Source organism: Haloplanus sp. GCM10025708 (assembly GCF_042663985.1).
GTDB lineage: Archaea > Halobacteriota > Halobacteria > Halobacteriales > Haloferacaceae > Salinirarus > Salinirarus marinus.
In genome coordinates this window covers 2861632-2884482 of record NZ_JBHSZA010000011.1, presented here as the reverse complement: position 1 = coordinate 2884482, position 22851 = coordinate 2861632, and the positions used below count along the sequence as shown (strand labels likewise).

Below are 22851 nucleotides of genomic sequence, written 5' to 3'. Positions count from 1 at the left end.
CTAACTACGAGGCAGTGGCAGTCTCGTTCGACCTCTTCGGAACGCTCGTGTGCGTCCCGTCTCCGTCGGACCCGGCGGCCGCCGTCGGCGACGCCCTCGACGAGCGAGGCGTCCCCGTCCCCGCCGACTGGGACGACGCCTATCGCGAACGACACGTCGACGCGCCGCCGGGCGCGGAGACACCCCTGCCGGCACACGTCGCGGCCGCGCTCCGGAGCCGCGGCGTCTACGCGCCGGGCGCCGTCGTCCGCCGCGCCGTCGCCGCCGCCTTCGACCCGGACGTTCGAACACGAGAGGGAGCGGCCGTCGCCCTCGACGCCGCGCGCACCGCCGGTCCGGTCGCCCTCTGTTCGAACTGTAGCGTCCCTGGTCTCGTCTCCCGCGCGCTGGCCCGCGCAGAACTCGACCGCGACGCGTTCGACGCCGTCGTCACCAGCGTCGGGTGTGGCTGGCGGAAACCGGACGAACGCGCCTTCCACGCCGTCGCCGCCGAACTCGGCGTGCGTGCGGACGACCTCGTCCACGTCGGCGACGACGAACGAACCGACGGCGGCGTCGAGTCGGTCGGCGGCTGCTACGTCGACGTGTCCGACGCCCCGCTCGCCGAACTCCCACAGCGACTGGAGGCGACGCCGTGACGCCGTTTCCCGGGGAGTGGCGACGGCCGTCTTGCTGGCGGCCGCGCTCGACCGACTGGTCGCCGAGCCACCGGCCCGCGCCCATCCCGTGGCGTGGATCGGCCGGGCGATCACACGCGTCGATCGACGCTGGACGCGGCCGCGCCTCGTCGGCGTCGCCGTGGCCGTCCTCCTGCCGCTGAGCGCCGCCGGCCTCGTCGGCGCGGGCGTCGCCGTCGCCGAGCGCGCCCACCCGGCCGTCGCCGCCGTCGCCGCCGGCCTCGTCCTGTTTTCCGCGACGAGCCGTCGACTGCTGCTCGACACCGCGAGAGGCGTCACCGCGGCGTCGGACGCCGATCTCGACGCCGCCCGGACGGACCTGCGAGCCCTGGCCGGACGGGACGCGTCGACGCTGTCCGCCGCCGAGGTCCGAGCGCCGCCGTCGAGAGCGCCGCCGAGAACCTCGCCGACGGGCTGGTGGCTCCGCTCGCGGCCTTCGCGCTCGTCGCTCCGCTCTCGCTCCTCGCCGCCGCGGGCGCGACGTGGGTCAAGACCGTCAACACGCTCGACTCCGTGCTCGGCTACCGCTCGAAACCGGTCGGCTGGGCCAGCGCCCGCCTCGACGACGCCGTCATGTGGCTTCCCGCCCGCGCGAGCGCCGTCCTCGTCGCCGTCGCGGCCGGGCGACCTGGGTCGCTGGTCGCCGCCCGCCGCGAGGCCCGCGCGCCGGCGTCGCCGAACTCCGGGTGGCCGATGGCGACGCTCGCCGTCGTCCTCGGCGTCCGCCTCGAGAAACCGGGCCACTACGCGCTCGACGGCGGGAAGGGACTCCCGTCCGTCGACGACGCGAGACGCGGCGTCCGCGTCGTCGGCCGCGCCGGACTGCTCGCGTTCGGCGTCGCAGCGTGTCTCCCGCCGGGGGTGCGAGCGTGGTTCTGAGCGTGCTTCGCGGTGTGCTTACTACGCTCCGCGGTGTGCTTACTACGCTCCGCGCTGTGCTTACTACGCTCCGCGCTGTGCCCGCTGCACTTCGGGGCGCGCTCGCGTTCCTCACGCGCCTGCCCGTCGGCGGCGGCGAAGCAGCGTGGGACGCCTTCCGTCGAACCCCCGCCGCGTTCACCCTCGCCGGCTACGTCGTCGGGGCGCTCGCCGCGCTCCCGTTTCTGCTCGCGGCACCCGTCACCGCCGTGGCCGTCCTCTATCTCGTCGGCCTCTATCTCGTCACCGGCGTCACCCACGCCGACGGCCTCGCCGACCCTGGCGACGCGGCGGCCGTCCACAGCACCGGCGGCGGAGACGACGCGCCGTCGGCGACCGACCGCCGACGGGCCGTCCTGAAAGACTCCGCTACCGGCGTCGGGGGCGTCCTCGCGCTCTCGCTCGCGCTCGTGGCGCTCGCGTTCGGCGCGCTCGGGATGGCCGAAGCGACGCCGGCGGTCGGGGTCCGTCTCGCTCTCGCCGCCGAGGTGGGCGCAAAGGCGGGCGTCGCCACCGTCGTCTGCCTCGGCGACGCGGCACACGAAGGGCTCGGCTCCGCCGTCGTCGACGAATCCGGACCGGCGTCGCTCCTGCCCGCCCTCCTCGTGGCGCTTCCGGCCGCGGCGTTCGCGCCGGCCGGCAGTACGCCGGCCCTGGTCGTGGCCGTCGCCGCCGGTCCCGTCGTCGCGCTGGCCGTCGCCCGGTGGAGTCGTCGGCGGCTCGGCGGCGTGAGCGGCGACGTCCTCGGCGCGACGAACGAACTCGGGCGGGTCGTCGCCGTCCACGCGGGGGTGATCGCGTGGACGCTCTCGTGATGTGCGGCGGCGAGGGGACGCGCCTCCGTCCCGAGTACGAGGCGGAGAAACCGCTCGTCGACGTCGGCGGGATACCCATGGTCGACCGGGTGATCGAAGCCCTCGCGGCGAGCCACGCCGACGACGTCTTCGCCGTCGTCTCGCCGCAGACGCCGGCGACGCGGAGCCACCTCGTCGACCGGGGCGTGGCCGTTATCGACGCCCCAGGCGAGGGCTACGTCGCCGATCTGCAGTACGCGCTCGACCGGGTCGAGCGCCCCGTCCTCACCGCCGTCGCGGACCTCCCACTGCTCGAACCGATCCTCGTCGACCGCACTCTGGCCGTCGCCGGTGGCGGGTCGCTCACCGTTGTCGTGCCGGCGGAACTGAAACGCCGACTCGGCGCGAGCGCGGATTCGGCGTTCGAACGCGACGGGAGGAGTTCGCGCCGACCGGGCTCAACGTGGTCGGCGAGGCCGACGACGCCACGTACGTGAGCTACGACGCCCGACTCGCCGTGAACGTGAACCGACCGTCCGACGTCGAACTCGCGGCGGCGTTGTGTGCGTAGGCCCCGATGCGGGACAGGGATCGTCGCGGACGACGACGGGGTCGGGGCCGCCGAGTCCGGACGCCGGCCGCGTGCACTGGCTCGCGGAGGGAGTGTGTGCGAATCGTTGTCGCGGACGGAACACTTGAGGCATTGCAGTACATCACCCGCACCCATGGATCCTGAAGCCGTCGCTGGGGTCGAGCGCGTGGCACACGGGGGCAGCCGATCTGCGCCTGCTCGATTTCAGCGCGAACACGAACCCCGAGCGACCGTCGGGTGTCGTCGGAATCTACGAGTCCGCGTTCGGGGCCGCGAGCGAGTACCCCGCCGACGACTACTGCGAGTTCCGGACGGCGGCCGGGGCCTACGTCGGCTGTGAACCCCGAGATGTCGTCCCGACCAGCGGCGGTCTGGCCGCCATCCGTCTCGCGCTGAACGTCGTCGTCGAAGCCGGCGAGTCGGTGCTGGTCCCGACGCCGAGTTTCGGCGAGTACGACCGGGAGATCAGGCTTCAGGGCGGACTCCCGGAGGCGGTCCCGTACGACGAACTCCTCGACGCCGATCCGTCTGACCACGCCGCCGCCATCGTCTGCAACCCGAACAACCCGACCGGCGACGCCTACCCGACGGACGAACTCGTCCGGTTCGCCGAGCGCTGCCGGCGGGCCGGGACGACCCTCGTCGCGGACGAGGCGTTCCTCGATTTCACCAACCGCCCCAGCCTCGCGGGCGAGCCGGGCGTGGTCGTCGCGCGGTCGCTCACCAAGATGTTCGGCCTCCCGGGGTTGCGGGCGGGGTTCGCCGTCGCCACGGGCGACCTGCGCGACCGCCTGGAGACGGCGCGGCTGACGTGGACGCTCTCGACGCCCTGTGCCGACGTCGGCGCATACTGCATGAAACAGACCGAGTTCGTCGAGCGGACGCGCCGCCGCGTCGAGTCGGAGCGCGAACGGATGCGAGCGGCGCTGTCGACGCGGTTCGACGTCCACCCCTCGGACGCCCCCTTCCTCCTCCTCGACGTCTCCCCGCACGACGCGTCGACGGTGATCGACGCCGCGCGGGAACGCGACATCGTCCTCCGCGACGCGACGACGTTTCCCGGCCTCGACTCGCACGTCCGCGTCGCCGTCAAACGCCCCTCACAGAACGACTGCCTGCTCGACGCGCTGTCGGATGTTTGAGGCGACGCGCGCCCGCGGCGTCTGTCGCCTCCGGCGCGAGGGAGCGCGGTGGCTCTCGACCGGCTTCGGCGGCGGCTTTACCGACGCACCGGCCGCCTACAACGTCACCGTCCCCGAGGGGTTCTCGCGCACCGACCTCGGGGCGTTCGTCGCCGAACGGTGCACCGACGCCGGCTTCGACGACGAGGGCCCCGCCCTGCTGACCGGCGTCGACCAGCGCCACGCCCGGTGTGCCCGCTTCGGCCCCGTCGAGGCCGTCGTCACGGCAGGGCTCTCGAACCCCGCGGCGCTCCCGGTCGACGCCGACTCGCGGGGCACGGCCGTCCCCCGCGCCGATGACGACACGCCGACGCCCGGGACGGTGAACGTCGTCCTCGGGACGACGCGCGCGCTCGACGCCGGCGCGCAGGCGAACCTGCTGGCCCTCGTCGCCGAGGCGCGGACGGCGACGTTGCTCGCCACCACCGGCTTCACGGGGACGACCAGCGACGCCGTCGTCGTCGCCTGCGACCCGTCGGGCGAGCCGACGTCGTTCTCCGGGAGTGCCACCGAGGTGGGCCACGCCGCGCGCGTCTGCGTCCGCGACGCCCTCCGCGCAAGCCTCGCCTCCCGGTATCCCGACGACGACTTCCCCGACGCCGTCGCCGACGCCGACCACGGCGTCGTCACCGAGGGCCGGGCGGACGTCTCGCCGGTGTGAACGGCGACGGATCGGCCACCACGACGTCCGCGGGTCGCACCGACGCGGCGTCTTCGTCGAGCGCTGCGGTGGCTCGACGCCGGAATCTGCCTCACGCGAGGGGTGAAATACAAGCGCGGGGCTCCCGTACGGGGAGGCATGGACAAGGCACTGGCGGACTACGAGTGCGAGGCCTGCACCTCGGAGGACGAACCGCTCACGGAGGCGGAGTACGCCGACTATCTCGCGGAACTCGACGGCGACGTCTGGGAGGTAGTCGACGACCACCATCTCGAAGGGACCTACGCGTTCGACGACTTCCGCGACGCGCTGGAGTTCACCTACGACGTCGGCGAGCTGGCCGAGGAGGAATGGCACCACCCGGACCTCCACCTGTCGTGGGGCGAGGTGCGAGTCGAGATGTGGACGCACAAAATCGACGGGCTACACGAGACCGACTTCGTGATGGCGGCGCGGATGGACCGGATCCACGAGGCGTACGCGCCGGAGTGAGCGCGCCGCTCGGGTTCGAGCCCCCGCCGGCCACTGACGTACCGGCACGCACTTGTCCGTGTCCCGACAATCGCCGACCATGGTCGGGTCGCGGACACTCACCGCACTCCTGGGATTCGCCGTCAGCCTCGCCGCGAGCGTCGCCGCGTGGTACTACTTCGACACCCTGCTGGTGTTTCTGTTCGTCCCGTTCGTGCCGCTGCTCTTCCGCCGAGGGAACGAGGCGGAGCCACCGCCCGTCAGGGAGTGTCCGACGTGTGGATTCACCACCCGGAACCCGTCGTACGACTACTGTCCGCGCGACGGAACCGACCTCGACGTGCGCGGCGACGGAACCGATCGCTAGTGACCCGATTGCGTCGGGAAAGGGAGGATGCCAACAGTCGACACGGCACATTTATTAGTCCGTCCACAGGAATGTCTTCCCGACAGGACGTTCGATATGGTGGGCCCGAACGACGTCGACGACGAATCCACGGGGCAACGCGACGACTGGCAGGGCGACCCCGAGCCGGCGACGGCGCTCGTGCTCACGTCACGAAGCGAACTCGGGGCGGCGGACGCCTGCGCCCACCGACTGACGGCCGCCGACCCCGCCGAGGAGAACGTACTGGTGGTCACGTACACGCAGTTGGTCGACGACGTACTCGACCGCTGGCGTGACGTCTCCGGGGCGATGCCCGCTGCGTTCGGCCTCATCAGTTTCGCCGAGTCCACTCGTTCGGCCGCCCGGTCACCGTCGACGCCGACGTCTCTCCCCGGGAGCAACGTCACGCTCACGGCGATGAATGACCCGGGCGACCTGCAGGGCCTCGGGACGGCCATCACGCTGTATCTCGACGACTGGGCCGACGACGGCCGGCGAACGGTCGTCTGTGTCGACTCGCTGACCCCGATGCTCCGCGAACGCGGCACCGAGCAGGTGTTCCAGTTCCTCCACGTCCTCACGGGATACGTCAAGCGAGCGGACGCGTGTACACGTCCACCTCGACCCAACCCGACACGACGACCGGACGATAAAGACGCTCGAGCCGCTGTTCGACGACGTCTGTGGGTCCGAGACGGACGCCGGGGCCGAGCGGTCGTCGGCCGCGGACGTCGAACGCGACGTCGTTCGCAATCCGCGGCGGCGCTACATCCTCGCGTACCTCTACGATCACGAGAACCCGGTCGGACTGCGCGCGCTCGCCGCCGGCGTCGCCGCCACCGAGAACGACGCCGAGGTCGACGATCTCACGTCGTTAGAGTGCGACCGGGTGTACACGGCGCTGGCGGCCTCACACCTCCCGCAGTTACAGAACGCCGGCCTCGTGGAGTTCGACACCGACGGGAAAGAGGTGACCCTCTCGCCGGCGGCGAGGCGGAATCGACGGCTCAGGCAGTACGTCGAAGAGTTCTCCGAGTGACGGCGGCTACTCCTCGAACGACGGGTCGATCAGCAGTTCGCCGTCGTTGGTGATCTCGACTTTACACCCCGCGAGGACGAACGACAGGTCTCCGCCTCGGCGCGGCGTGCCGTCGTGTTTGTCCTCGAAGATGGCGTTGAGGGCGTCCGGCTGGACGACGTCGTTGAGATGTACCTGCGTCGGGTCGCGACCCGTGACGTCCATCACGGCGTGGACCACGGTCACGCTGAGTTCCGTGTCGCCCGTTTTCTCGTAATCGACCGCGTACACCCGTCGTTCGGAGTCGTATTCGGGAACTACCCGGCCCGGATCATCGCTTTCTTGGCGCATAGGGAGTCGTCTCGTCTAGTCAGTGCAGTGGAAGGATACATAAGTATGTGGGTGGTCACGCCGTCGAGACGCTGATGTCGAGAGGCGTCTCGTATCTGAGGTTGTCCGTGACCGGACATCGCTCTTCGACCGTCGCGATCCAGCCGTCGAGCGTCTCCTCATCGGCGTCGGTGTCCACGTCGACGGTGACGCGAATCTCCTCGTAGCCCGCACGCGGTTCGTCCGACGTTCCCTGGAACTTCCGCGGGTCGACGTCGCCCTCGGCCGAAAACGACATCGAGCGGACGTCGATGTCCATCTCGTCGGCGACGAGATGTCCGACGACGTTGAGACACCCCGAGAGGGAGGCGAGGACGTACTCGAGCGGATTGGGGCCGTCGTCGGTGCCGCCGAGGGACTCGGGTTCGTCGATTACCAGTTCGAAATCGCGGACCTCGACCGTCGTCTTGGTCGCGTTGTCGCTCACTGCCTCGGTGCCGAACGAAACGAGATTCTGCTCCGACATACGTCCGGGGACGATTGCCACGAACTAAATGCTACCGCAGGCCCGTGTCGGCGGAGTGGTCCAATGCGGCCGAGAGTCCCCACTCACCCGTCGTCCAATGCGGCTGAGAGTCCCCACTCCTCGGCGCGGGTCCGGGCTTCCTCCCGGGCTTGTTCGCGGATGGCCTCGATTTTCTCCTCGTCTTCGAGAAACGCCTCCACGGGATCGGCCGGGTCGCCGGCGTCGAGTCGGTCGTCGGGGGCCGCCTCGCGAGTGCGTTCGGCGAGAGCCAGGTCGCCCGCGAGGCGGTCGGCGGGGACGTCGGGTGCGACCCGGAGCTCGGGGGTGTCGTGGGTGTCTTCGAGGGCCGCGGCGTCGACTTCGTAGAGTTCGACGCTGTACGGGCCGGGACCGCGAGGTCGGCGAGGGCGTCCGCGCCGCCGCGGTCAGTCTCCGTGTTGTACGCGAGCACCGGCACCCCCGAGTCGAAGGTGACGATGCCGGCGGTCCCCTCGTCAGGAGGAGCGCGTCCTGCGGTTCGAAGACGGCGTACCCCGTGAGTTCGCGGTCGAGCGCCGACGCGAGGGCGACGCCGGGGTCGCTGACGACCCGCGATCGGACGAGACGGCCACGTGGGATTCTCATACTTCGTCGGGAACGACGGCGCTCCGGAAGCGGTCGGCCACGTCCTCGCTGTCGCCGGCGCGGACGTCGATGCGGGCGGCGGCGTCGCGGAAGGCCTCGGCCGCCGTCGACTCCGGCGCGTACGAGAGCAGGGGTTCGCCGGCGCGCCGGGCGTCGCTGGCGACGTCGCTCTCGGGGACGACGCCGAGCGTCCGACCGCCGAAGTAGCGTTCCGCCCGGTCGACCACGCGGTCGACGTCCGCGTCGTCGCGGATGCGGTTGAACAGGATGCCCGCCGTCTCCGTCCCGTACGACCGGGCGTACTCCTGGACCTTCAGGCCGTCGCTGAGCGAGGGGATCGTCGGCTGGAGGACGACGACCGTGCGGTCGGCGAGCACGACGGGCAGGACGGCGCTCTTCGAGCCGAGGGCGGCCGGCGAGTCGAGCAGGAGGACGTCGGTGTCGGCGGCGAGGTCGGCGACGACGCCGCGGAGGCGTTCGGGGTCTGCCGCCCGAAACGCGGCGAGACTCGTCCCGCAGGGGACGACGTGCATCCCGAATCGCTCGTAGACGGCCGCCGAGACGTCGGTGGCGACGTCCTCGACGAGCAGGTCGTGCAGCGTCACGTCGACGTCGTCGAGACCCGTATGAAAGAGGAGGTTCGCCATGCCCGTGTCGGCGTCTACCACCGTCACGTCGTACTGCTCCGCGAGCGCCATCCCCAGCGCGAGCGTGCTGGTGGTCTTGCCGGTCCCACCTTTCCCGCTCGCCACCGCGAACGCCTCGACCATTGGCGTGGACTCCCGTCCGCCCGCGAATAAAGCTTCGCCTCCCGCGCCGGTCACTCCGTCCGGAACCGAAGCCGATAGTCGTAGTACGCGCCGTCGTAGCGGAGCATCCGGCGTCCTCGTCGTCGACGCCAGCGTCCTTCCGGACGTCGCCGTCGAGGTAGGCCCGTTCGTGCATCGCTCGCAACACGTCCCGGTAGCCCGACGAGTAGGGGTGGGACTCGCTGTAACCCCCGGTTCGCGCCGACTCCATCACGTTCCGCGCCGCCGGCGAGAGAGCGTCTCGCGAGATACGGGCGTCGACGAACTTCGCCCGGAGAATCGCCTCCATGCGCTCGGGCGACTCCGCGACCGGTTCGACTGTCGCCCGGTAGACGGGTCCGTGAAACTGTTCGCGGTCGATTTCGACCGCGTAGACCGTCTCACGGTACGTGACGTGAGTCGGGCCGTCGTCGGCCAGCAGCCTGCTCGCGTCGACGGCCTCGCCGCTCCCGTAGACGTAGCCGCCGCGCCGGACCAATCCCCACGGCACGCCGCCTTCGTTGCCGCGCGCCCGGGCGGCGAAGTACGCGACTTCGACGGCTTTCCGGTCGACCGCGGGAAGGCGGGAGGCGGCCACGCCGTCGGGCGTCGCCGAGTCGTTCGGATCGCCGACGTCCGACAGTCGAAGGACCGGACGGGTCGCCGTCGCTTCGTCGACGACGACCGAGTCGAGGCGGTAGTAGGTGCCGTTCCGTTCGGTGTAGGTTGGGTCCTCCGGAGTCGAATCGAACGGCGTCCGGTACCGCGTCGTGTAGGGCCGGCCGTCGCGGGCCGCCTCGAACGCTCGTTCGTCGTGGGTGAGCCGAGTCTCCGAGAGGTCGTCGACGAACTGTTCGCGTAGCGATCGGCCGTCGCGGGAGAGCGTGAGCGCCAGCACCCGCGTCGAGTCGTCGGCGTCGCCCCCGTCGAACGCGCCGAGACATCCGGAGAGCGCCGTAGCCACGGTCGACGCGACGACCGCCGACAGAAATCGCCGTCGGGAGGGAGGGGAATCTGACATACGCCCTCTCGGCGAGGAACGCATAAATGCCTGCTCGTAGCTCAAACGCACGTCGTCGTCATCACTCGCGCGGGAGCGATACGTTCTGCATCCGCGACCCACACACCGGACAGACGCTGACGCGGTCGTCCGAGACGACGCGTTCCAGACAATCGATGCATTCGAACTGCTGTTCGTCCGTCGACGGGTGCGAATCCGATCGGACCATAACTCGTACCGAGCTTTTCGTTCTCGGATATAAACCTACTCTTAATATTCTTAAATGATTCAATATCAAATCCCGATATAGAGGTCGGTTCGTGAAATAATAGTAGCACGGCGGACCCGGGTTTTGTATCCGGTCGAGCGTCGCCTCCGCGGACGACCGGTCGCGTTTCGTCCCGAGTCAGTGGACATAAAGTCCGAGAACCGCTGGATTCGACCATGCGACATCTCGGGCTGAAGGTCCGAATGGTCGTCGTCGGCAGCATCCTGTTCGGCTTCTACGCGCTACTCGCCGCCGTGGCGTTCGCCATGGGCGTGGGGCTCCCCATCGTCCTCGCCGGATCGGTGCTGTTCGTCGGCGTCCAGCACGTCCTCGGGAAGAAAGTCGCGCTCTGGAGCGTCGGCGCTGAGGAGCTGTCCGAAGAGCGACACCGGACGGTTCACGACCGGGTCGACCGCCTGAGCGACGAGATGGGTATCGAGAAACCCCGGCTGATGGTGGCCGACATGGGCGTGCCGAACGCCTTCGCGGTCGGGCGCAAGGGCGCGGGCGTCGTCGTCGTCTCGTCGGAACTCCTCCGGCTGCTCGAACCGGACGAACTGGAGGGCGTCCTCGCACACGAACTCGCGCACATCCGCAACCGGGACGTGGTGATGATGGTCCTCGGACAGAGCATCGCGTCGCTCGTCGGCATCGCCGTCCAGTGGAGCATCTTGCTCACCGGCGACAACGACATCGCGGACTTCGCCCTGAGCATGGTCGCCGGAACGCTGAGCCAGTTGGTCGTGATGGTGTTCGTCCTCGCCATCTCGCGCTACCGCGAGTACGTCGCCGACAGCGACGCCGCGGACGCCATCGGCGGCGGCGACCCCTCGCTCGCGCCCTGGAGAAGATCCAGCGCGGCGCACGGGGCGGCGCGGACGTCGAATCGAACGTGAACGCCCTCTGTATTTTCGGTGGAGAGCGCGGTCTCCTGCGCTCCCTGTTTGCGACGCATCCGCCGGTCGAGAAGCGCATCGACCGCCTCCGGGAGTGAACGCGGCGACGATGGATCGACGCCGTCGGCTCTTCGCGGCCGCCCTCGGCGTCGGGGCGGGGGCGATCAGTCTCTCGCACAGTCGCGTCCCCGACGGCGTGCCGTTCTCGCCGGTGGTCGCCCGCGGTCGCGTCGGTGCGGACTTCGTCGACCGAACCGAGCTCGCCGCCGAGGGGACGGTTCGCGGCGAGATGGACGACCTGTCGGCCTACGCACGGCCGGGGTTCGACCCCGACGCCGTTGCCCCCGCAGTCCGCCGCTTCTACGAGGAGACGGCCGACTACCGGATGGCCTACCGCGTGCGGTGGCACCGCGGCTTCCGCCTCGGCGCGGCCGCTGCTACCCGGCTCACGAGTCGCCTCCGTCAGCTGAACCTCCCCGGCCCGGGCGACGCGGAGGTGCGTCACCTCGAGAGCCGTTTCGTCCCGCTCCGCACCGACTGTGACCCGCGCGACGGTGCGCGGGCGTGGATTCGAACCGATGCCGCGACGGGAAACGCCGTCTTCGTCGCCCTTTATGCGAGCCACGTCCACGACGGGATCCGCGACGTCAACATCGCCGTTCCGCTCCCGTACTGTAATCTGAGCACCGTGCTCCGTCCGGAACAGCTCGACGCGGGCGGCGTCGAACTCACCACGCGCCGTCCCGGCCACCCCGGCCTCTACCTCGTGACCCGCCGCGGAGCGGCCGCCGCGCCGATGGACCAGCGATTCCGAGTGTGGCCCTCGACGGCCGACGCACCCGCCCCCGACAGCGTACGGTCGCTCGCGCGTCGAGTCGACCGCGATACGTCGGACGACTGCGACGCGGTGCTCGCCCGCCACGCGATGTGGGTCCTCGGCCAGCGATTTCTCACCGTCGACTACGTCGCCGGGCGGTCGCCTTTAAGTCGTTCTCGTCACAACGGAGAGATATAGAGGGCGTTCGCGGGCGCTTCGTTTTCGACGACGCCGCTACAGTCAAGGTCACGACGCCGCTGTACGGAACCATGGGCGAATACTACGTCACCTGTGACGGACGGCGAGTCGACGGGCCGTTCGAGACGCGCGCCGAGGCCAAACGGGTCGCCGCCGACCGGAACGCACACGACGTCGGCACCCACTACGCGGTGACGAAAGTCGCGTGAGTCGGGGGACCCGCGTTCCTTTAAGTCGTTCTCGTCACAACGGGAAGATATAGAGGGAGTTTCTCGCGGGAACCGCACGCTTCGAGCGCTCGCGCCGCCGGGCGTGCCGGCCGCCGCGCCCGCGACCGAAGTTTGAACTACGGCGAGCGACGAGTCCGTACCGAATGACCGACCGCGGAATCCCGACTCGCTCGCGGCCGTCGGCAAACTCGGCGGAGCAGCACGCTCGTCTCGACGTTCGTCCGGGTTCGGGCGCGCTCGCGCGGTCCGCGGCCAACCGCGACGTCCACACGCGGCGCTGGGGCGTCGTCTCGCCCGCGGCGACGCTCATCGGTCGCGCGGAGTCGCCGTCCGCGGACGTCTCCGAGACGGTACGGCAGTTACACGACGAGCGCCACGCCGCGATGGCGGGTCACGGCGAACGGATGCACCGCCTCGACAAACTCCGCATCACCCACGCGCTGTGCAGTCACCTGTCGCTGACGCCGTGGCAGCGTGACCGCGCCCTCGGTATCGTCCGCGACCTGGACTTCTCGGCGTTCGGCAGCCAGCGCGCGATCGAGAAGGTGGCGCTGGTCGCCATCCGCTACGTCGTCGACGACGACCGGAAACGACGGCTCGGCCTGCACGACACCGAGTGGGTGAACGACCGCTCGCCCGAGGAGTTGCAGTCGCTGTACGACCGCTTCGACTCCGTCAAAGACGAGGCCGCCTTCGAGGACCTCCTGGACGCCCACGACCTGGACAAGACGAGTCTGAACCGCCTCCACCGGACGCTCCGCGAGGAGGTCGAGTCGCGGGGCGTCGGCGGGGTCGCTCTCGGGCGAAACCCGTATCGCGACCCGAACCTGCCGGACGTGCGGGACCGCGAACGGACGACCGAATCGGACGAGTAACGCCCCGCGCCGGGGCAACTGCGTACGCGACAACGGCCGCGTTCGGCGCGACGGGACCGCCGTCGGGGACGCGGGAATCCCCGACGCGTCCGGCTTCGGCGTCGCGGGCGCGAACGACTCGGCGATCGTCGCCGAAAGTCCGTACGGCCGACGGACGCCGAACGCGGGGCGCAGGTCAGGCTTCGAGCGGCGCTTCGAGTTTGGCCACGTCGAGGCGGAGTTCGTTGGTGCCTTCGTCGAAGGACTCGACCTGGCCGGCGACGACGAGACGCGTCCGCGGCGTGGGGCCGACGACGACGGCGTCGCCGACTTCGAACTGCGTGACCGGCTGATCGAGCGTGAGCCGGGCACGACACTCCTCCGGATGATTGACGTCGACGAAGTCGATCTCGTCGACGACGACGTCCCGACGTTCGTATTCGCGCGCGAGGACGAGCGATTCGGCGTCGTCCAGCGACTGCTCGTCGAGCGCCTCGTAGGCGTTCACCGTGGGCTTGTATCCGCCACCGGGACCGGGGATGCCCTCGACCAGATTGAGCGCGGTGAGGCTCTGCATCTGTCCGCGAACTGATCCCGTCGTCCGCCCGACGGCCTCGGCGACGTCTTCACCCGTCATCGGTTCCTCCGTCGACCGGTATCCGTCGACGAGTTCGGCGAGGATCTCCTGTTGGCGATCGGTTAGCTCCATTCGAGTCACGCGGTACGGGTCAGGGGGAAATAGGTGTTCTGATTACTAACCAATCGTCGCCGATGTCACGATGTTCGTCGAATACTGATCCAATATTCAAAAATAACACCCTGATATAGTCCAAGAAGTAGACGGTCTTCGAATTACGCTACCTCGTCCCAGCGGCGTAGCACCTCGACGCACGTCTCGACGAACCACGCCATCCACGCGACGAACGCGAGGAGATAGATGCCGTATCTGAGGGCTGTGTTCGAGACGAACTGCACCGCGAGGCCGAACGCGACGAGCGCACAGAGGGCGGCGACGTTCCGTCGGTTGGGCCGGAGCGTCTCGCGGATTGCGTCGAGTAGCATGGTTTCGCGTCCGGTGAGTACGACCGCGTCGTACGCGGGCGTACGACCGGTTCCCCGAAAAACGCACCGACCGTCGCGCGGACGAACGTCGTCTACGGCGAGACCGGCAGTTCGGGGGCGTCGGCGATTTCCTCGACCGTCTGGGCGACGGTGAACAGCGTCCGTTCGTCGAAGTGACTCCCCACCAACTGCATCCCGACGGGGAACCCGTCGACGCTCCCACACGGCAGGGTCAACGCCGGGTGGTGCGTGTGATCGAAGGTGGCGGTGTTCCGGTGGTTCTCGACGATGCGTCCGACTCGCTCTACCCGACTCAACGACTCGTCTCGCTCGTAGGGCAACATCGGAATCGTCGGCATCACCAGCGCGTCACAGCGGTCGAGGTGCTCGTTCAACTGGCGCTCGAGTTCGAGGATGACGTTCTTGGCTTTGGCGTAGAACTCGATGCCGAACTCGTCGGCGAGATACGTCCCCACGATGAGCGAGTTTTTCGCCGTCGGCGGGAGTTCGTCCGCGCGGGACTCCTTGCGCGGTTCGAACGCGTCGATCAGATCCGACCAGTACCACCCGGTGTGGTGCGTTCCGACTCCCGCCTCCTCGACGAGTCGCGTTCCGCCCTGAATCTCCATCGGCGTGATGAGCGAGAGGATGTCCCGGTGGTAGTCGACGCTCACCGACTCGACGTTCGCGCCCCGGGATTCGAGCTCGTCGACGACGCCGCGAACCGTCCGGTCGACCGCCGGATTCGACTCGTCCCAGCCGAACCCTTCCTCGAGGACGCCGAGGGTCATCCCGTCGACGGCCTCGTCGAGAGCGGCGGTGTAGTCGTCAGCCGAGACGCCGCGGGGCTGTCTGGCGTCCATCTTGACGCCGTTCTGGCGGTCTTCGCCGGCGAGGACCTCCGTGGCGACCGCCGCGTCTTCGACGCTTTGTGTCATCGGTCCGACGTGGTCGATCGTCGGGTCGAGCGGGAAAATTCCCGTGTACGGGACGAGCCCGGTCGTCGGTTTGAGGCCGACGATGCCACACCACGACGCCGGAATGCGAATCGATCCGCCCTGATCGCCGCCGAGGGCGATGTCGCACTCGCCGAGTGCGACGGCCGCCCCGCTCCCGCTCGACGATCCGCCAGCCAGTCGCGACGGGTCGTGCGGGTTGGGGACGGTGCCGTAGTCCGAGATGTCGCTGGAACCCGACCAGGCGAACGCCTCCATGTTCAGCTTCCCGGAGATGGTCGCCCCGGCGTCGAGCAGCCGAGTGACTACCGTCGCGTCGATCTGCGGGGCGTATCCCCGCAGCAGACGCGATCCACAGGTCATCTCGTAGCCCGCGAGCGCGATGTTGTCTTTCAGTCCGACCGTCCGCCCCGCGAGCGGTCCGCGTTCGTCCCCTTCGACGGTGCATTTCGTAATCCAGACGTTACACGGGTTGTCGTCGTCCGTCGGCCGGTGTCCCGCCGGGCGGTCCGTGTACGTGCGGCGGTGGAGTTCGAACTCGGGGGACGGAAGCTCCACGATGCGTTCGACGTCGGCTAACGCGCCGTCGAGGAGTTCGGCGTAATCCGCCAGTTCCTCGTCGGTCAACTCCAGCCCCAACTGTTCGGCGATGGCCGCCACCCGTTCCGGCGGCGGGCGATGGATCGTGGGATACGTTTCGGACGGCATCGTTACACCGTGATGTGTTGCTGGACGACCTCCGAATCCCGGAGCTCGTCCGGCGGGAGTTCGTTGACGATTTCGCCGGTCTCGATCACGTAACACCGTTCCGTGGTGTTGATGGTGAACTCGAGGTGCTGTTCGACGAAGAAGATCGTCGTCCCGATGTCGTCGTTGATCTCTTTGACGGCGTCGCTGATCTCTTCGACGATGGTCGGCTGGACGCCCTCCGAGGGTTCGTCCAGCAGGAGGAGGTCCGGCGCTCCGACCAGCGCGCGAGCGATGGCCAGCATCTGCTGTTCCCCACCGCTCATCGTACCCGCTCGCTGCTGGCGGCGCTCGTCCAGGATCGGGAAGTAGTCGTACATCTCTTCGAACAGTTCTTCGTCGCTGCGTTCGTTGACCAAGCGGCCGACCTTGAGGTTCTCGTGGACGGTGAGGCGGGGGAATATTTCCTTGTCCTGCGGGACGTAGCCGATGCCGCGTCGGGCGCGGCGCTCCGCCGGATCGTCGGTGACGGCCTCACCGCGGAAGCTGATCTCGCCGCTCGTGGGCGAGAGCAACCCGATGATCGTCTTCATCAGCGTCGACTTCCCGGCCCCGTTACGGCCGATGAGGGAGACGATTTCCCCTCCTGAATGTCCATGGAGATGTCGTGGAGGACGGGCGTTCGCCCGTAGCCCGCGTTGACGTCTTCCAGAGCGAGCAGGCTCATGCCGAACCCTCCGCGGCTTTCCCGAGGTAGATCCGTTTGACGTCCTCGTCGGCGGTGATCTCCTCGACGGTTCCCTCGGTGAAGATCCGACCCTGGTGTAACACCGTCACGCGGTCCGCGATCTGTCTGACGAGGTTGATGTCGTGTTCGACGACCAGAATCGTGACCCCCTCGTCGACGAGGTCCTGAATCAGTTCGCCGGTCTCCTGGGTCTCCTCGACGGTCATTCCGGCCGTCGGCTCGTCCAGCAACAGTAGCTTCGGATCGGTCGCCATCGCCATGGCGATTTCGAGCCACTGCTGGTCCCCGTGGGCCAGACTCCCCGCGCGCTCCGTGCGGCGGTCCGACAACCCGATGATGTCGAGTAGTTCCTCGACTCGGTCGGTCGCCTCCTGACCGCTGCGTATCCGCTGGGTGGGAACCCGGAGGTTCTGTTCGACCGTGAGCGCCTGATACGTGCTGATCTGCTGGAACTTCAGACTCATCCCCCGGCGAACCCGGTCGTGGGGTTCGAGGCCGGTGATGTCCTCCCCGTCGAATCGAACCGTTCCGCTCGTCGGGGAGTGTGCGCCCGTCACCAGTTTGAGGAACGTGCTCTTGCCCGCCCCGTTCGGCCCGATGAGGCAGCGGAGTTCGCCTTCGGGTAACTCGAAGTCGACGTCGTCGACGGCGGTCAGTCCGCCGAATCGTTTCGTCAGCCCGTCCGTCTCGAGGATGAGTCGCTCGTCCGTCTCGGATGTCGGTTGCTCTCGTGATGTCATGCGTCGACCTCCGCGGATCGCCTGCTGTCGGATTCGGCCGCGCCCTGTTTGCGGTCCTCCCACCAGTTCACGATGGCCGGAATCAGCCCGTCCGGGAAGAAGAGGACGACGAGCACGAACACGGCTCCGAGGAAGATGTTCGTGTAGCCGCTGCCGACCGTCGACAACTTCGTCGACATCGACTGCAGGGCGTAGGCCGCAACTATCGGTCCGATGAGCGTATCGCGACCGCCCACCGTGACCCAGATGATCGGCAGCGACGCGAGCGTCAGTCCCATGATGCTCGGGTCGATGAAGTTCCCCACGCGGCGTAGAGCGCGCCGGCGAACCCGGCGAGGCTGGCGGTGAGCGAGAACGATATCAGTTTCAGATTCCGGACGTCGTAGCCGAACATTCGAGTCCTGTCTTCGTCCTCCCGAATCGCGAGGAGCACGTAGCCGTAGTAGGAGTTCAGGAGGATCCTGAGCCCGAGATACGTCGCGACGAGGAGGGCCGCGACGAGGTAGTACTGGACGGTGATCCCCAGCTTGAACGACATCGGTCCGGCACCCAACGTCAGCGACGGGATGCCGGTAATGCCGTTGTTCCCCCCGAGTTCCGCCGCGCCGATGGTCGTGTTCGTCGTCCGGGTGAGGATGAGATTCCCGGTCAGCGCGACGGCGAGAGTGAGGATAGCGACGTAGAGGCCGCTGATCTCGCCGTAGAACATGAAATAGCCGAGCAACGCGCTGGCGATCGCGGCGACGACGACGGCGGCGACGATCGCGACGTTCGTCCCGCCGGTGACGTCGATGAGGGTGATCCCGACGATGCCGAAGGTGTAGCCACCGACGCCGAAGAAGGCCGTCTGTCCGAAGTTGAAGATCCCGGTGTAGCCCCAGACGACCGCGAGGCTGAGCGCGAGGAGAATCCAGATGAAGTAGTTGGTGTTGACCTTGAGGATATACGGGTTCGTAAAGAGCGGGTAGACGAAGACGACGCCGACGACGACGAGAAACCCGTACCAGAACTTCGTCGAGTTCCCGAGGGTGTTTTGCCCTTCGAGCAGATCGCGGACGCGAGCGATGCGGCCCGTCGACTCGTCGGTGACGTCCTCAGTCACGGCGCTCCACCTCGGTTCGGACGGCGAGCGCGTTCTCAGTCACGCGTAACCACCCCTGAGATGCCTTCCGGCAGGATGCGAATGATGAGAATCGTCGTGACGAGGAGCGCGACGCGGCCGCCGAGCGTTCCGAAGATCTGGGACGCTGGCGTCTGAATGAACCCCAGCGACAGCGCGGCCCCCGAGGTGCCGACGATGACGTTCGCGCCGCCGACGATGACGGTGACGAACGCCTTGACGATGTAGTCGCTCCCCATCGACGGTGTCAACACCGTCAGCGGGGCGAACAGGCCGCCCGCGACGCCGGAGAGCACCGATCCGAAGAAGAACGTCAGCATGTAGACGCGGTCGGTCTGGACGCCCAAACTCCGCGCCATGTCCTTGTTCTGCATCGCGGCACGCGCCTGCAGTCCGTAGTCGGTGTACATGAGGATGACGTAGGCGAGAGCGAACAGTGCGATGGCCGCAAACCCGAGCACGATTTTGTACATCGAGGCGCTGAATCCCCCGTACTGGAAGGTTCCGAACGGAACCGGAACGCCGGCGAACGAGCCGCCGAACTGGATCCGGACCACCTGCGTCAGTATGAGGCTCAATCCCCAGGTGGCGACCAGCGTGTCGATCAGCCGGTCGTACATGTGGCGGATGAGCAGGCGCTCGACGACGAGTCCGAAGACGCCCGTCGCGAGTCCGCCGACGCCGATCGCCGCGATCAGCGGGAGTCCGAACTGGTAGGCCATCGAGGTCGAGTACGCGCCGATCATGATGAACTCCCCGTGGGCGAAGTTGATGATGCCCATGATGCCGAAGATGATGGCGAGGCCGATGCCCGCCAGTGCGAGCGTCCCGAAGAAACTCAGCATCAACACGAGGAATCGGAAAAGTTCCTCGACGACTGCCATTAAGCGAGATCACCCTCGTCAGGAGTCAGATACTCCGTCTTCGGGTCGTCCCACGTGCTGTCTTCGACCAGGTTACACTGGTTGCGGAACCACTCGCTCGTCTGGACGTTCTCGGCGATCGGCTGATCCGTCTCGTTGCCGCCCTGGTCGAGGAAGGTGATGCTGTGGTCGTCGTTGACCTTCGCGAGCCACATGTTCTGCGTGGCGTGGTGCGTCTCGCCGTTGAACGTGATCGTCCCTTTCGGCGATTCGAGTTCGAGACCGTCCTCGTAGGCCGCGAGAACCTCCTGCTGATCGACGGTGCCCGCTTTCTCGACTGCCTTCCAGTAGAACCTGATCGCGTTCCACGCGTCCGCGATCGAGAGGAAGACGTACCCGCCGTTCTCCTTCGTGTAATCCGGGTTGTTCTCCTGGAACTTCTGGACGAACTGCCGGTTTCGCTCGGTGGGAATCTCCTGGAAGTAGCTGAAACAGGAGTACGTGTCGGACATCACCGGCGGCTCGAATTTGACGTGTTCGTACGTCCCCGCGATGTTCGCGAGCGACCCGTACGGGAGGTCTACTCCGGCGGATTCGGCCTGCTTGAAAAAGGACAGCTGCGACGAGCCGACGAGCAGGCTGAGGATCCAGTCGGGGTCCTCCTCTTTGATGCGGTTTATCGTCGAGCCGAACTCGGAGACTTCGAGCGGGATGAACTCCTCGCCGACCGGCTCGGCCCCGTTCTCTTGGGCGTAATGTCGCGCGTAGCGGTTGCTGACGCGCCCGTAGTTGTAGTCCGCGACGAGCGCGTAGTAGTCGGAGCCGAAGTTCTCGACCATGAAGTCGATCAGGGGGCGCTGCTGGGAGGTGAGGGTCGTGTTGAGGACCATGAACTCGTCGCAGACGCCGCCCTCGTACCAGCCGTTGTAGCTGAACAGCTGTTTGTTCTCGTCGACGATCGGACGGAGCGCCTCCCGGTTCGAGCTCAGCAGCGCTCCGAAGATCATGTCGACGTCGTCCTGCTGGATGAGCTTCCGGGTCAGGTTCTTGTACTTCGTGTTGTCGCCCGCGGGGTTGTAGTCGATCCACTCGACTTCCCGGTCGAGGAGCGTGTGATTCTGCTCTTCGAGCCACATCTTCGTGGCCGCGTCCTTCCCCTTGCCGACGAATCCCATGGGGCCGCTGTTGTCGTAGAGCGTCCCGATCTTGATCGGCTCTGCGCCGCCTCCACCGCCGAACTGTCCCGTACAGCCGGCGATCGAGACCGCGCCCGTACTCACCGCGACGGATTTCAGGAACCGACGTCGGGTGTTCCCGCTCTGACCGGTCGGGTCGCCTTTCTCGGTGCTATCGCTTGCGGTTGTCTCTCGTGACATCGGTTCGCCTATCTACCATAGCGCCATTTAAATTTGCTGATCCACCATCTCGATTATCAGAGTAATTTAGCGACAGGAGCCGACATTAGCAAAATTGTGTCACTATATCGCCAAACCTAGAACAAAGATCAATATTTCCGGTCGACGGCCGACGGCTCCTCACCCGTCGGCGTCGAGGACGGCGTCCCGCGCTTCCGGAGTGAGGTTCGCCACCACCGCGGCGTCGCTGTCGAACTCCTGCATCACGAACTTCGACGACGTCTCGTTGACGCCCTCGAGCGCGACGACGCGGTCGACGAGGTCGTTCAACTGATCGCGCGTCTGGACGCGGCTCAGAACGACGAAATCGACGTCGCCCATCGTGTAGTAGACCCGTTCGACCCCGCGGATATCGACCAGTTTCTCGCCGATGTTCTGTGAGTAGCCCGTCTCGTGAGTGACCGAAACGTCGGTGATCGCGACCATCTCCAGGCCGAACGCGAGCGGGTCGACGTCGGCAGTGACGCCCTCGATGACGCCTTTCTCCTTGAGTTTGTTCAGTCGGTAGTGGATCGCGGACTGGGAGATGTCGAGTTCGTCCGAGAGCGTCTTCAGGCTGACGTCGAAATCGTCCTCGATTCGTTCGAGGATGGCGAGGTCGGTCTCGTCGAGGTCGGGTATCGACCGTAATGTGTCGTTCATAGGAGAGAGAACTTCGGACGAAGCGCCTACGTCGTAGAGACCGAATCCATGGCGGCGTCGGAGACTTCGAGCGCGGCGTCGATCGCGTCGATCGCCTCGTCGATTTCGTCTTCGGTGATCGTCAACGGCGGCGCGATGATCAGGGTGTTGATCATGTTCGCGACGTACGTGCCGTGTTCTTTGGCCCGCGCGGACACCTCGTCGACGACCGTGCTACCGGGGCTGATCTTGTCCTCTCGCGTACCGAACGGGACGCGTTTCTCCGGGTGTTTCGTGAGTTCGATGCCGCGGAACAGACCGACGCCTCGCGTGTCGCCGACGCTCGGATGTTTCTCCGCGAGGTCCTCGATCCGCTCGCCGAGGTACTCGCCCACCTCGCTCGCGCGTTCGATGAGGTTCTCCTCGCGGTAGGTGTCGATCGCCGCGTTCCCCGCCGCGACGGCCGCGGGATGGCCGGCGTACGTGTGGCCGTGACAGAACATGTTCTCCTCGAAATGCTCGGCGATCTCGGAGGTGACGATCGTCGCGCCGAGCGGCTGGTAAGCGCGCAGCCCTTTCAGCCCTTTCGCCATCGTCATGCAGCCGAACCACGTCGGTCCGGCGCAGCCGGCCATCACCTCGTCGCAGATGAGCAGAGCCCCGTGATCAGATGAGCAGAGCCCCGGATCGAGATACTCGTCCGGCGGCACGAGGATGCCGTTCGAACGACGATCGGTTCGAACCCACGATCGGTTCGACGAGCACCGCGGCGACCGTATCGCCCTCGAGCTCGAGCATCTCGTCGATGTATTCGACGCTCTCCATCGGATCGAGCGTCGACCCGTAGGCGTACGGGTCGGGGGCCTTGATCGTCCCCGGAATCCCCGGCTCCGCTTTCAGTCGGCGGGGGTCGCCAGTGACGCTGATCGAACCGTAGGTCGCGCCGTGATACGAGCGGTAGCGCGAGACGATTTTCTGCTTGCCGGTGTAGGCGCGCGCGATCTTTATCGCCGCTTCGGTCGCTTCCGTTCCGCTCGTCGAGAAGAACGTCTTCGAGAGGTCACCCGGCGTCACCTCCGCGAGCTTCCGGCCGAGTTCCGAACGGGCCTCGGTCGTGTAGTTCGGCGCGATGTACGCCGTCTCGCGTACCTGCTCGTCGATCGCGTCCGCGACGGCGTCGGCCGAGTGGCCGAGGTTCGAACACATCAACTGACCCGAAAAGTCGATATACTCGTCGCCGGCCGCCGTCGTGAAGCGAACGCCGTCCGAGTCGACGACCTGGGTCGGACTCACCTCCTTCTGGAACGACCACGTCCCAAAGACGTGCTCTTTGTCCGTCTGCTCGACTTCGTTCAGTTCTGAACCGCTCGTAGGCTCTTGTTCCGACATGCTATATGCCAATCACTGA

At 67.4% G+C, this 22851-nt stretch carries 23 protein-coding genes and 7 pseudogenes; 14 read left to right on the top strand and 16 right to left on the bottom strand.

The genetic code is table 11. The annotated features are described in order from the left end of the window. Window positions 1-14 precede the first annotated feature (14 nt). The 9 genes and pseudogenes from ACFQJD_RS19250 to ACFQJD_RS19210 all read left to right on the top strand — a co-directional run bounded on the left by ACFQJD_RS19250 (window position 15) and on the right by ACFQJD_RS19210 (window position 6774). Window positions 15-638, top strand: coding sequence for an HAD family hydrolase (locus ACFQJD_RS19250; protein ID WP_379800367.1), 624 nt, complete (start codon window positions 15-17; stop codon window positions 636-638). A 16-nt stretch (window positions 639-654) separates the two neighbouring features. Continuing rightward, window positions 655-1556 (top strand): annotated as a pseudogene (cbiB, locus tag ACFQJD_RS19245) (adenosylcobinamide-phosphate synthase CbiB). 77 nt (window positions 1557-1633) lie between these two features. Continuing rightward, on the top strand, window positions 1634-2410 hold the full coding sequence (gene cobS / locus ACFQJD_RS19240) for an adenosylcobinamide-GDP ribazoletransferase (protein ID WP_379796093.1): 777 nt from the start codon (window positions 1634-1636) through the stop codon (window positions 2408-2410). Next, window positions 2410-2960: pseudogene (locus ACFQJD_RS19235) on the top strand (NTP transferase domain-containing protein). The gene cobS and the pseudogene ACFQJD_RS19235 overlap by 1 nt, the downstream one beginning before the upstream one ends. A gap of 154 nt (window positions 2961-3114) precedes the next feature. Next, window positions 3115-4123, top strand: a pseudogene (locus ACFQJD_RS19230) (aminotransferase class I/II-fold pyridoxal phosphate-dependent enzyme). Continuing rightward, window positions 4116-4823 carry an adenosylcobinamide amidohydrolase gene (locus tag ACFQJD_RS19225; protein WP_379796091.1) on the top strand — a complete coding sequence of 236 codons (708 nt, stop codon included), beginning with the start codon at window positions 4116-4118 and terminating at the stop codon, window positions 4821-4823. The pseudogene ACFQJD_RS19230 and the gene ACFQJD_RS19225 overlap by 8 nt, the downstream one beginning before the upstream one ends. 138 nt (window positions 4824-4961) lie before the next feature. Further along, window positions 4962-5315, top strand: coding sequence for a 4a-hydroxytetrahydrobiopterin dehydratase (locus ACFQJD_RS19220; RefSeq protein ID WP_379796089.1), 354 nt, complete (start codon window positions 4962-4964; stop codon window positions 5313-5315). Between the two features lie 79 nt (window positions 5316-5394). After that, window positions 5395-5661 carry a hypothetical protein gene (locus ACFQJD_RS19215; RefSeq protein ID WP_379800365.1) on the top strand — a complete coding sequence of 89 codons (267 nt, stop codon included), beginning with the start codon at window positions 5395-5397 and terminating at the stop codon, window positions 5659-5661. 96 nt (window positions 5662-5757) lie between these two features. Then, entirely contained in the window at window positions 5758-6774 is a 1017-nt protein-coding gene (locus ACFQJD_RS19210) for a DUF7504 family protein (protein WP_379796086.1), read from the top strand. Here ACFQJD_RS19210 and ACFQJD_RS19205 read toward each other — a convergent pair. The 4 genes and pseudogenes from ACFQJD_RS19205 to ACFQJD_RS19190 form a co-directional block, all read right to left on the bottom strand. Further along, the gene (locus ACFQJD_RS19205; RefSeq protein WP_379796084.1) at window positions 6728-7051 is read right to left on the bottom strand and encodes a HalOD1 output domain-containing protein; all 324 of its coding nucleotides are present in this window, start codon (window positions 7049-7051) and stop codon (window positions 6728-6730) included. The two genes, ACFQJD_RS19210 and ACFQJD_RS19205, sit on opposite strands and share 47 nt — an antisense overlap. A gap of 55 nt (window positions 7052-7106) precedes the next feature. Beyond that, entirely contained in the window at window positions 7107-7556 is a 450-nt protein-coding gene (locus ACFQJD_RS19200) for an OsmC family protein (protein WP_379796082.1), read from the bottom strand. 83 nt (window positions 7557-7639) lie between these two features. Next, a pseudogene (locus ACFQJD_RS19195) lies at window positions 7640-8180 on the bottom strand (hypothetical protein). Next, window positions 8177-8950, bottom strand: a complete 774-nt coding sequence (locus tag ACFQJD_RS19190; RefSeq protein ID WP_379796079.1) for an AAA family ATPase — start codon at window positions 8948-8950, stop codon at window positions 8177-8179. Before ACFQJD_RS19190 ends, ACFQJD_RS19195 begins: the two are co-directional and overlap by 4 nt. Window positions 8951-9161: 211 nt before the next feature. Here ACFQJD_RS19190 and ACFQJD_RS19185 point away from each other — a divergent pair, with 211 nt between their 5' ends. Further along, on the top strand, window positions 9162-9830 hold the full coding sequence (locus tag ACFQJD_RS19185) for a hypothetical protein (RefSeq protein ID WP_379800363.1): 669 nt from the start codon (window positions 9162-9164) through the stop codon (window positions 9828-9830). 220 nt (window positions 9831-10050) lie between these two features. Here ACFQJD_RS19185 and ACFQJD_RS19180 read toward each other — a convergent pair whose 3' ends face one another. Next, window positions 10051-10197 carry a rubrerythrin-like domain-containing protein gene (locus ACFQJD_RS19180; protein ID WP_379796076.1) on the bottom strand — a complete coding sequence of 49 codons (147 nt, stop codon included), beginning with the start codon at window positions 10195-10197 and terminating at the stop codon, window positions 10051-10053. Window positions 10198-10412: 215 nt separating this feature from the next. Here ACFQJD_RS19180 and ACFQJD_RS19175 point away from each other — a divergent pair. The 4 genes and pseudogenes from ACFQJD_RS19175 to ACFQJD_RS19160 all read left to right on the top strand — a co-directional run bounded on the left by ACFQJD_RS19175 (window position 10413) and on the right by ACFQJD_RS19160 (window position 13252). Next, window positions 10413-11230: pseudogene (locus ACFQJD_RS19175) on the top strand (M48 family metalloprotease). Next, window positions 11227-12147 (top strand): hypothetical protein, encoded by a 921-nt coding sequence (locus ACFQJD_RS19170; protein ID WP_379796075.1) that lies wholly within the window; start codon window positions 11227-11229, stop codon window positions 12145-12147. The pseudogene ACFQJD_RS19175 and the gene ACFQJD_RS19170 overlap by 4 nt, the downstream one beginning before the upstream one ends. A 71-nt stretch (window positions 12148-12218) precedes the next feature. After that, window positions 12219-12356, top strand: coding sequence for a hypothetical protein (locus ACFQJD_RS19165; protein WP_379796073.1), 138 nt, complete (start codon window positions 12219-12221; stop codon window positions 12354-12356). Window positions 12357-12520: 164 nt separating this feature from the next. After that, a complete protein-coding gene (locus tag ACFQJD_RS19160; protein ID WP_379796071.1) occupies window positions 12521-13252 on the top strand; it encodes a DNA-directed RNA polymerase subunit epsilon in 732 nt (243 codons plus the stop codon). A 175-nt stretch (window positions 13253-13427) separates the two neighbouring features. Here ACFQJD_RS19160 and ACFQJD_RS19155 read toward each other — a convergent pair whose 3' ends face one another. The 11 genes and pseudogenes from ACFQJD_RS19155 to ACFQJD_RS19105 form a co-directional block, all read right to left on the bottom strand. Beyond that, the gene (locus tag ACFQJD_RS19155; protein WP_379796069.1) at window positions 13428-13940 is read right to left on the bottom strand and encodes a TrmB family transcriptional regulator; all 513 of its coding nucleotides are present in this window, start codon (window positions 13938-13940) and stop codon (window positions 13428-13430) included. Window positions 13941-14083: 143 nt separating this feature from the next. Beyond that, window positions 14084-14293 (bottom strand): hypothetical protein, encoded by a 210-nt coding sequence (locus ACFQJD_RS19150; RefSeq protein WP_379796067.1) that lies wholly within the window; start codon window positions 14291-14293, stop codon window positions 14084-14086. A gap of 92 nt (window positions 14294-14385) precedes the next feature. Beyond that, window positions 14386-15957 (bottom strand): amidase, encoded by a 1572-nt coding sequence (locus ACFQJD_RS19145; protein ID WP_379800361.1) that lies wholly within the window; start codon window positions 15955-15957, stop codon window positions 14386-14388. A 2-nt stretch (window positions 15958-15959) separates the two neighbouring features. Continuing rightward, window positions 15960-16657: pseudogene (locus ACFQJD_RS19140) on the bottom strand (ABC transporter ATP-binding protein). A gap of 2 nt (window positions 16658-16659) precedes the next feature. Next, on the bottom strand, window positions 16660-17424 hold the full coding sequence (locus ACFQJD_RS19135; RefSeq protein ID WP_379796063.1) for an ABC transporter ATP-binding protein: 765 nt from the start codon (window positions 17422-17424) through the stop codon (window positions 16660-16662). Then, window positions 17421-17702, bottom strand: coding sequence for a hypothetical protein (locus tag ACFQJD_RS19130; RefSeq protein ID WP_379796061.1), 282 nt, complete (start codon window positions 17700-17702; stop codon window positions 17421-17423). The genes ACFQJD_RS19135 and ACFQJD_RS19130 overlap by 4 nt, the downstream gene beginning before the upstream one ends. Next, on the bottom strand, window positions 17693-18526 hold the full coding sequence (locus tag ACFQJD_RS19125; RefSeq protein WP_379800359.1) for an ABC transporter permease subunit: 834 nt from the start codon (window positions 18524-18526) through the stop codon (window positions 17693-17695). The genes ACFQJD_RS19130 and ACFQJD_RS19125 overlap by 10 nt, the downstream gene beginning before the upstream one ends. Before the next feature lie 35 nt (window positions 18527-18561). Further along, complete coding sequence (locus tag ACFQJD_RS19120; protein ID WP_379796055.1) at window positions 18562-19428, bottom strand: ABC transporter permease subunit; 867 nt, start codon at window positions 19426-19428, stop codon at window positions 18562-18564. Beyond that, window positions 19428-20783 carry an ABC transporter substrate-binding protein gene (locus tag ACFQJD_RS19115; protein WP_379800357.1) on the bottom strand — a complete coding sequence of 452 codons (1356 nt, stop codon included), beginning with the start codon at window positions 20781-20783 and terminating at the stop codon, window positions 19428-19430. The genes ACFQJD_RS19120 and ACFQJD_RS19115 overlap by 1 nt, the downstream gene beginning before the upstream one ends. 159 nt (window positions 20784-20942) lie before the next feature. Further along, entirely contained in the window at window positions 20943-21464 is a 522-nt protein-coding gene (locus ACFQJD_RS19110) for an Lrp/AsnC family transcriptional regulator (RefSeq protein WP_379796051.1), read from the bottom strand. 26 nt (window positions 21465-21490) lie between these two features. Next, window positions 21491-22832, bottom strand: a pseudogene (locus ACFQJD_RS19105) (aminotransferase class III-fold pyridoxal phosphate-dependent enzyme). Window positions 22833-22851: the final 19 nt, after the last annotated feature.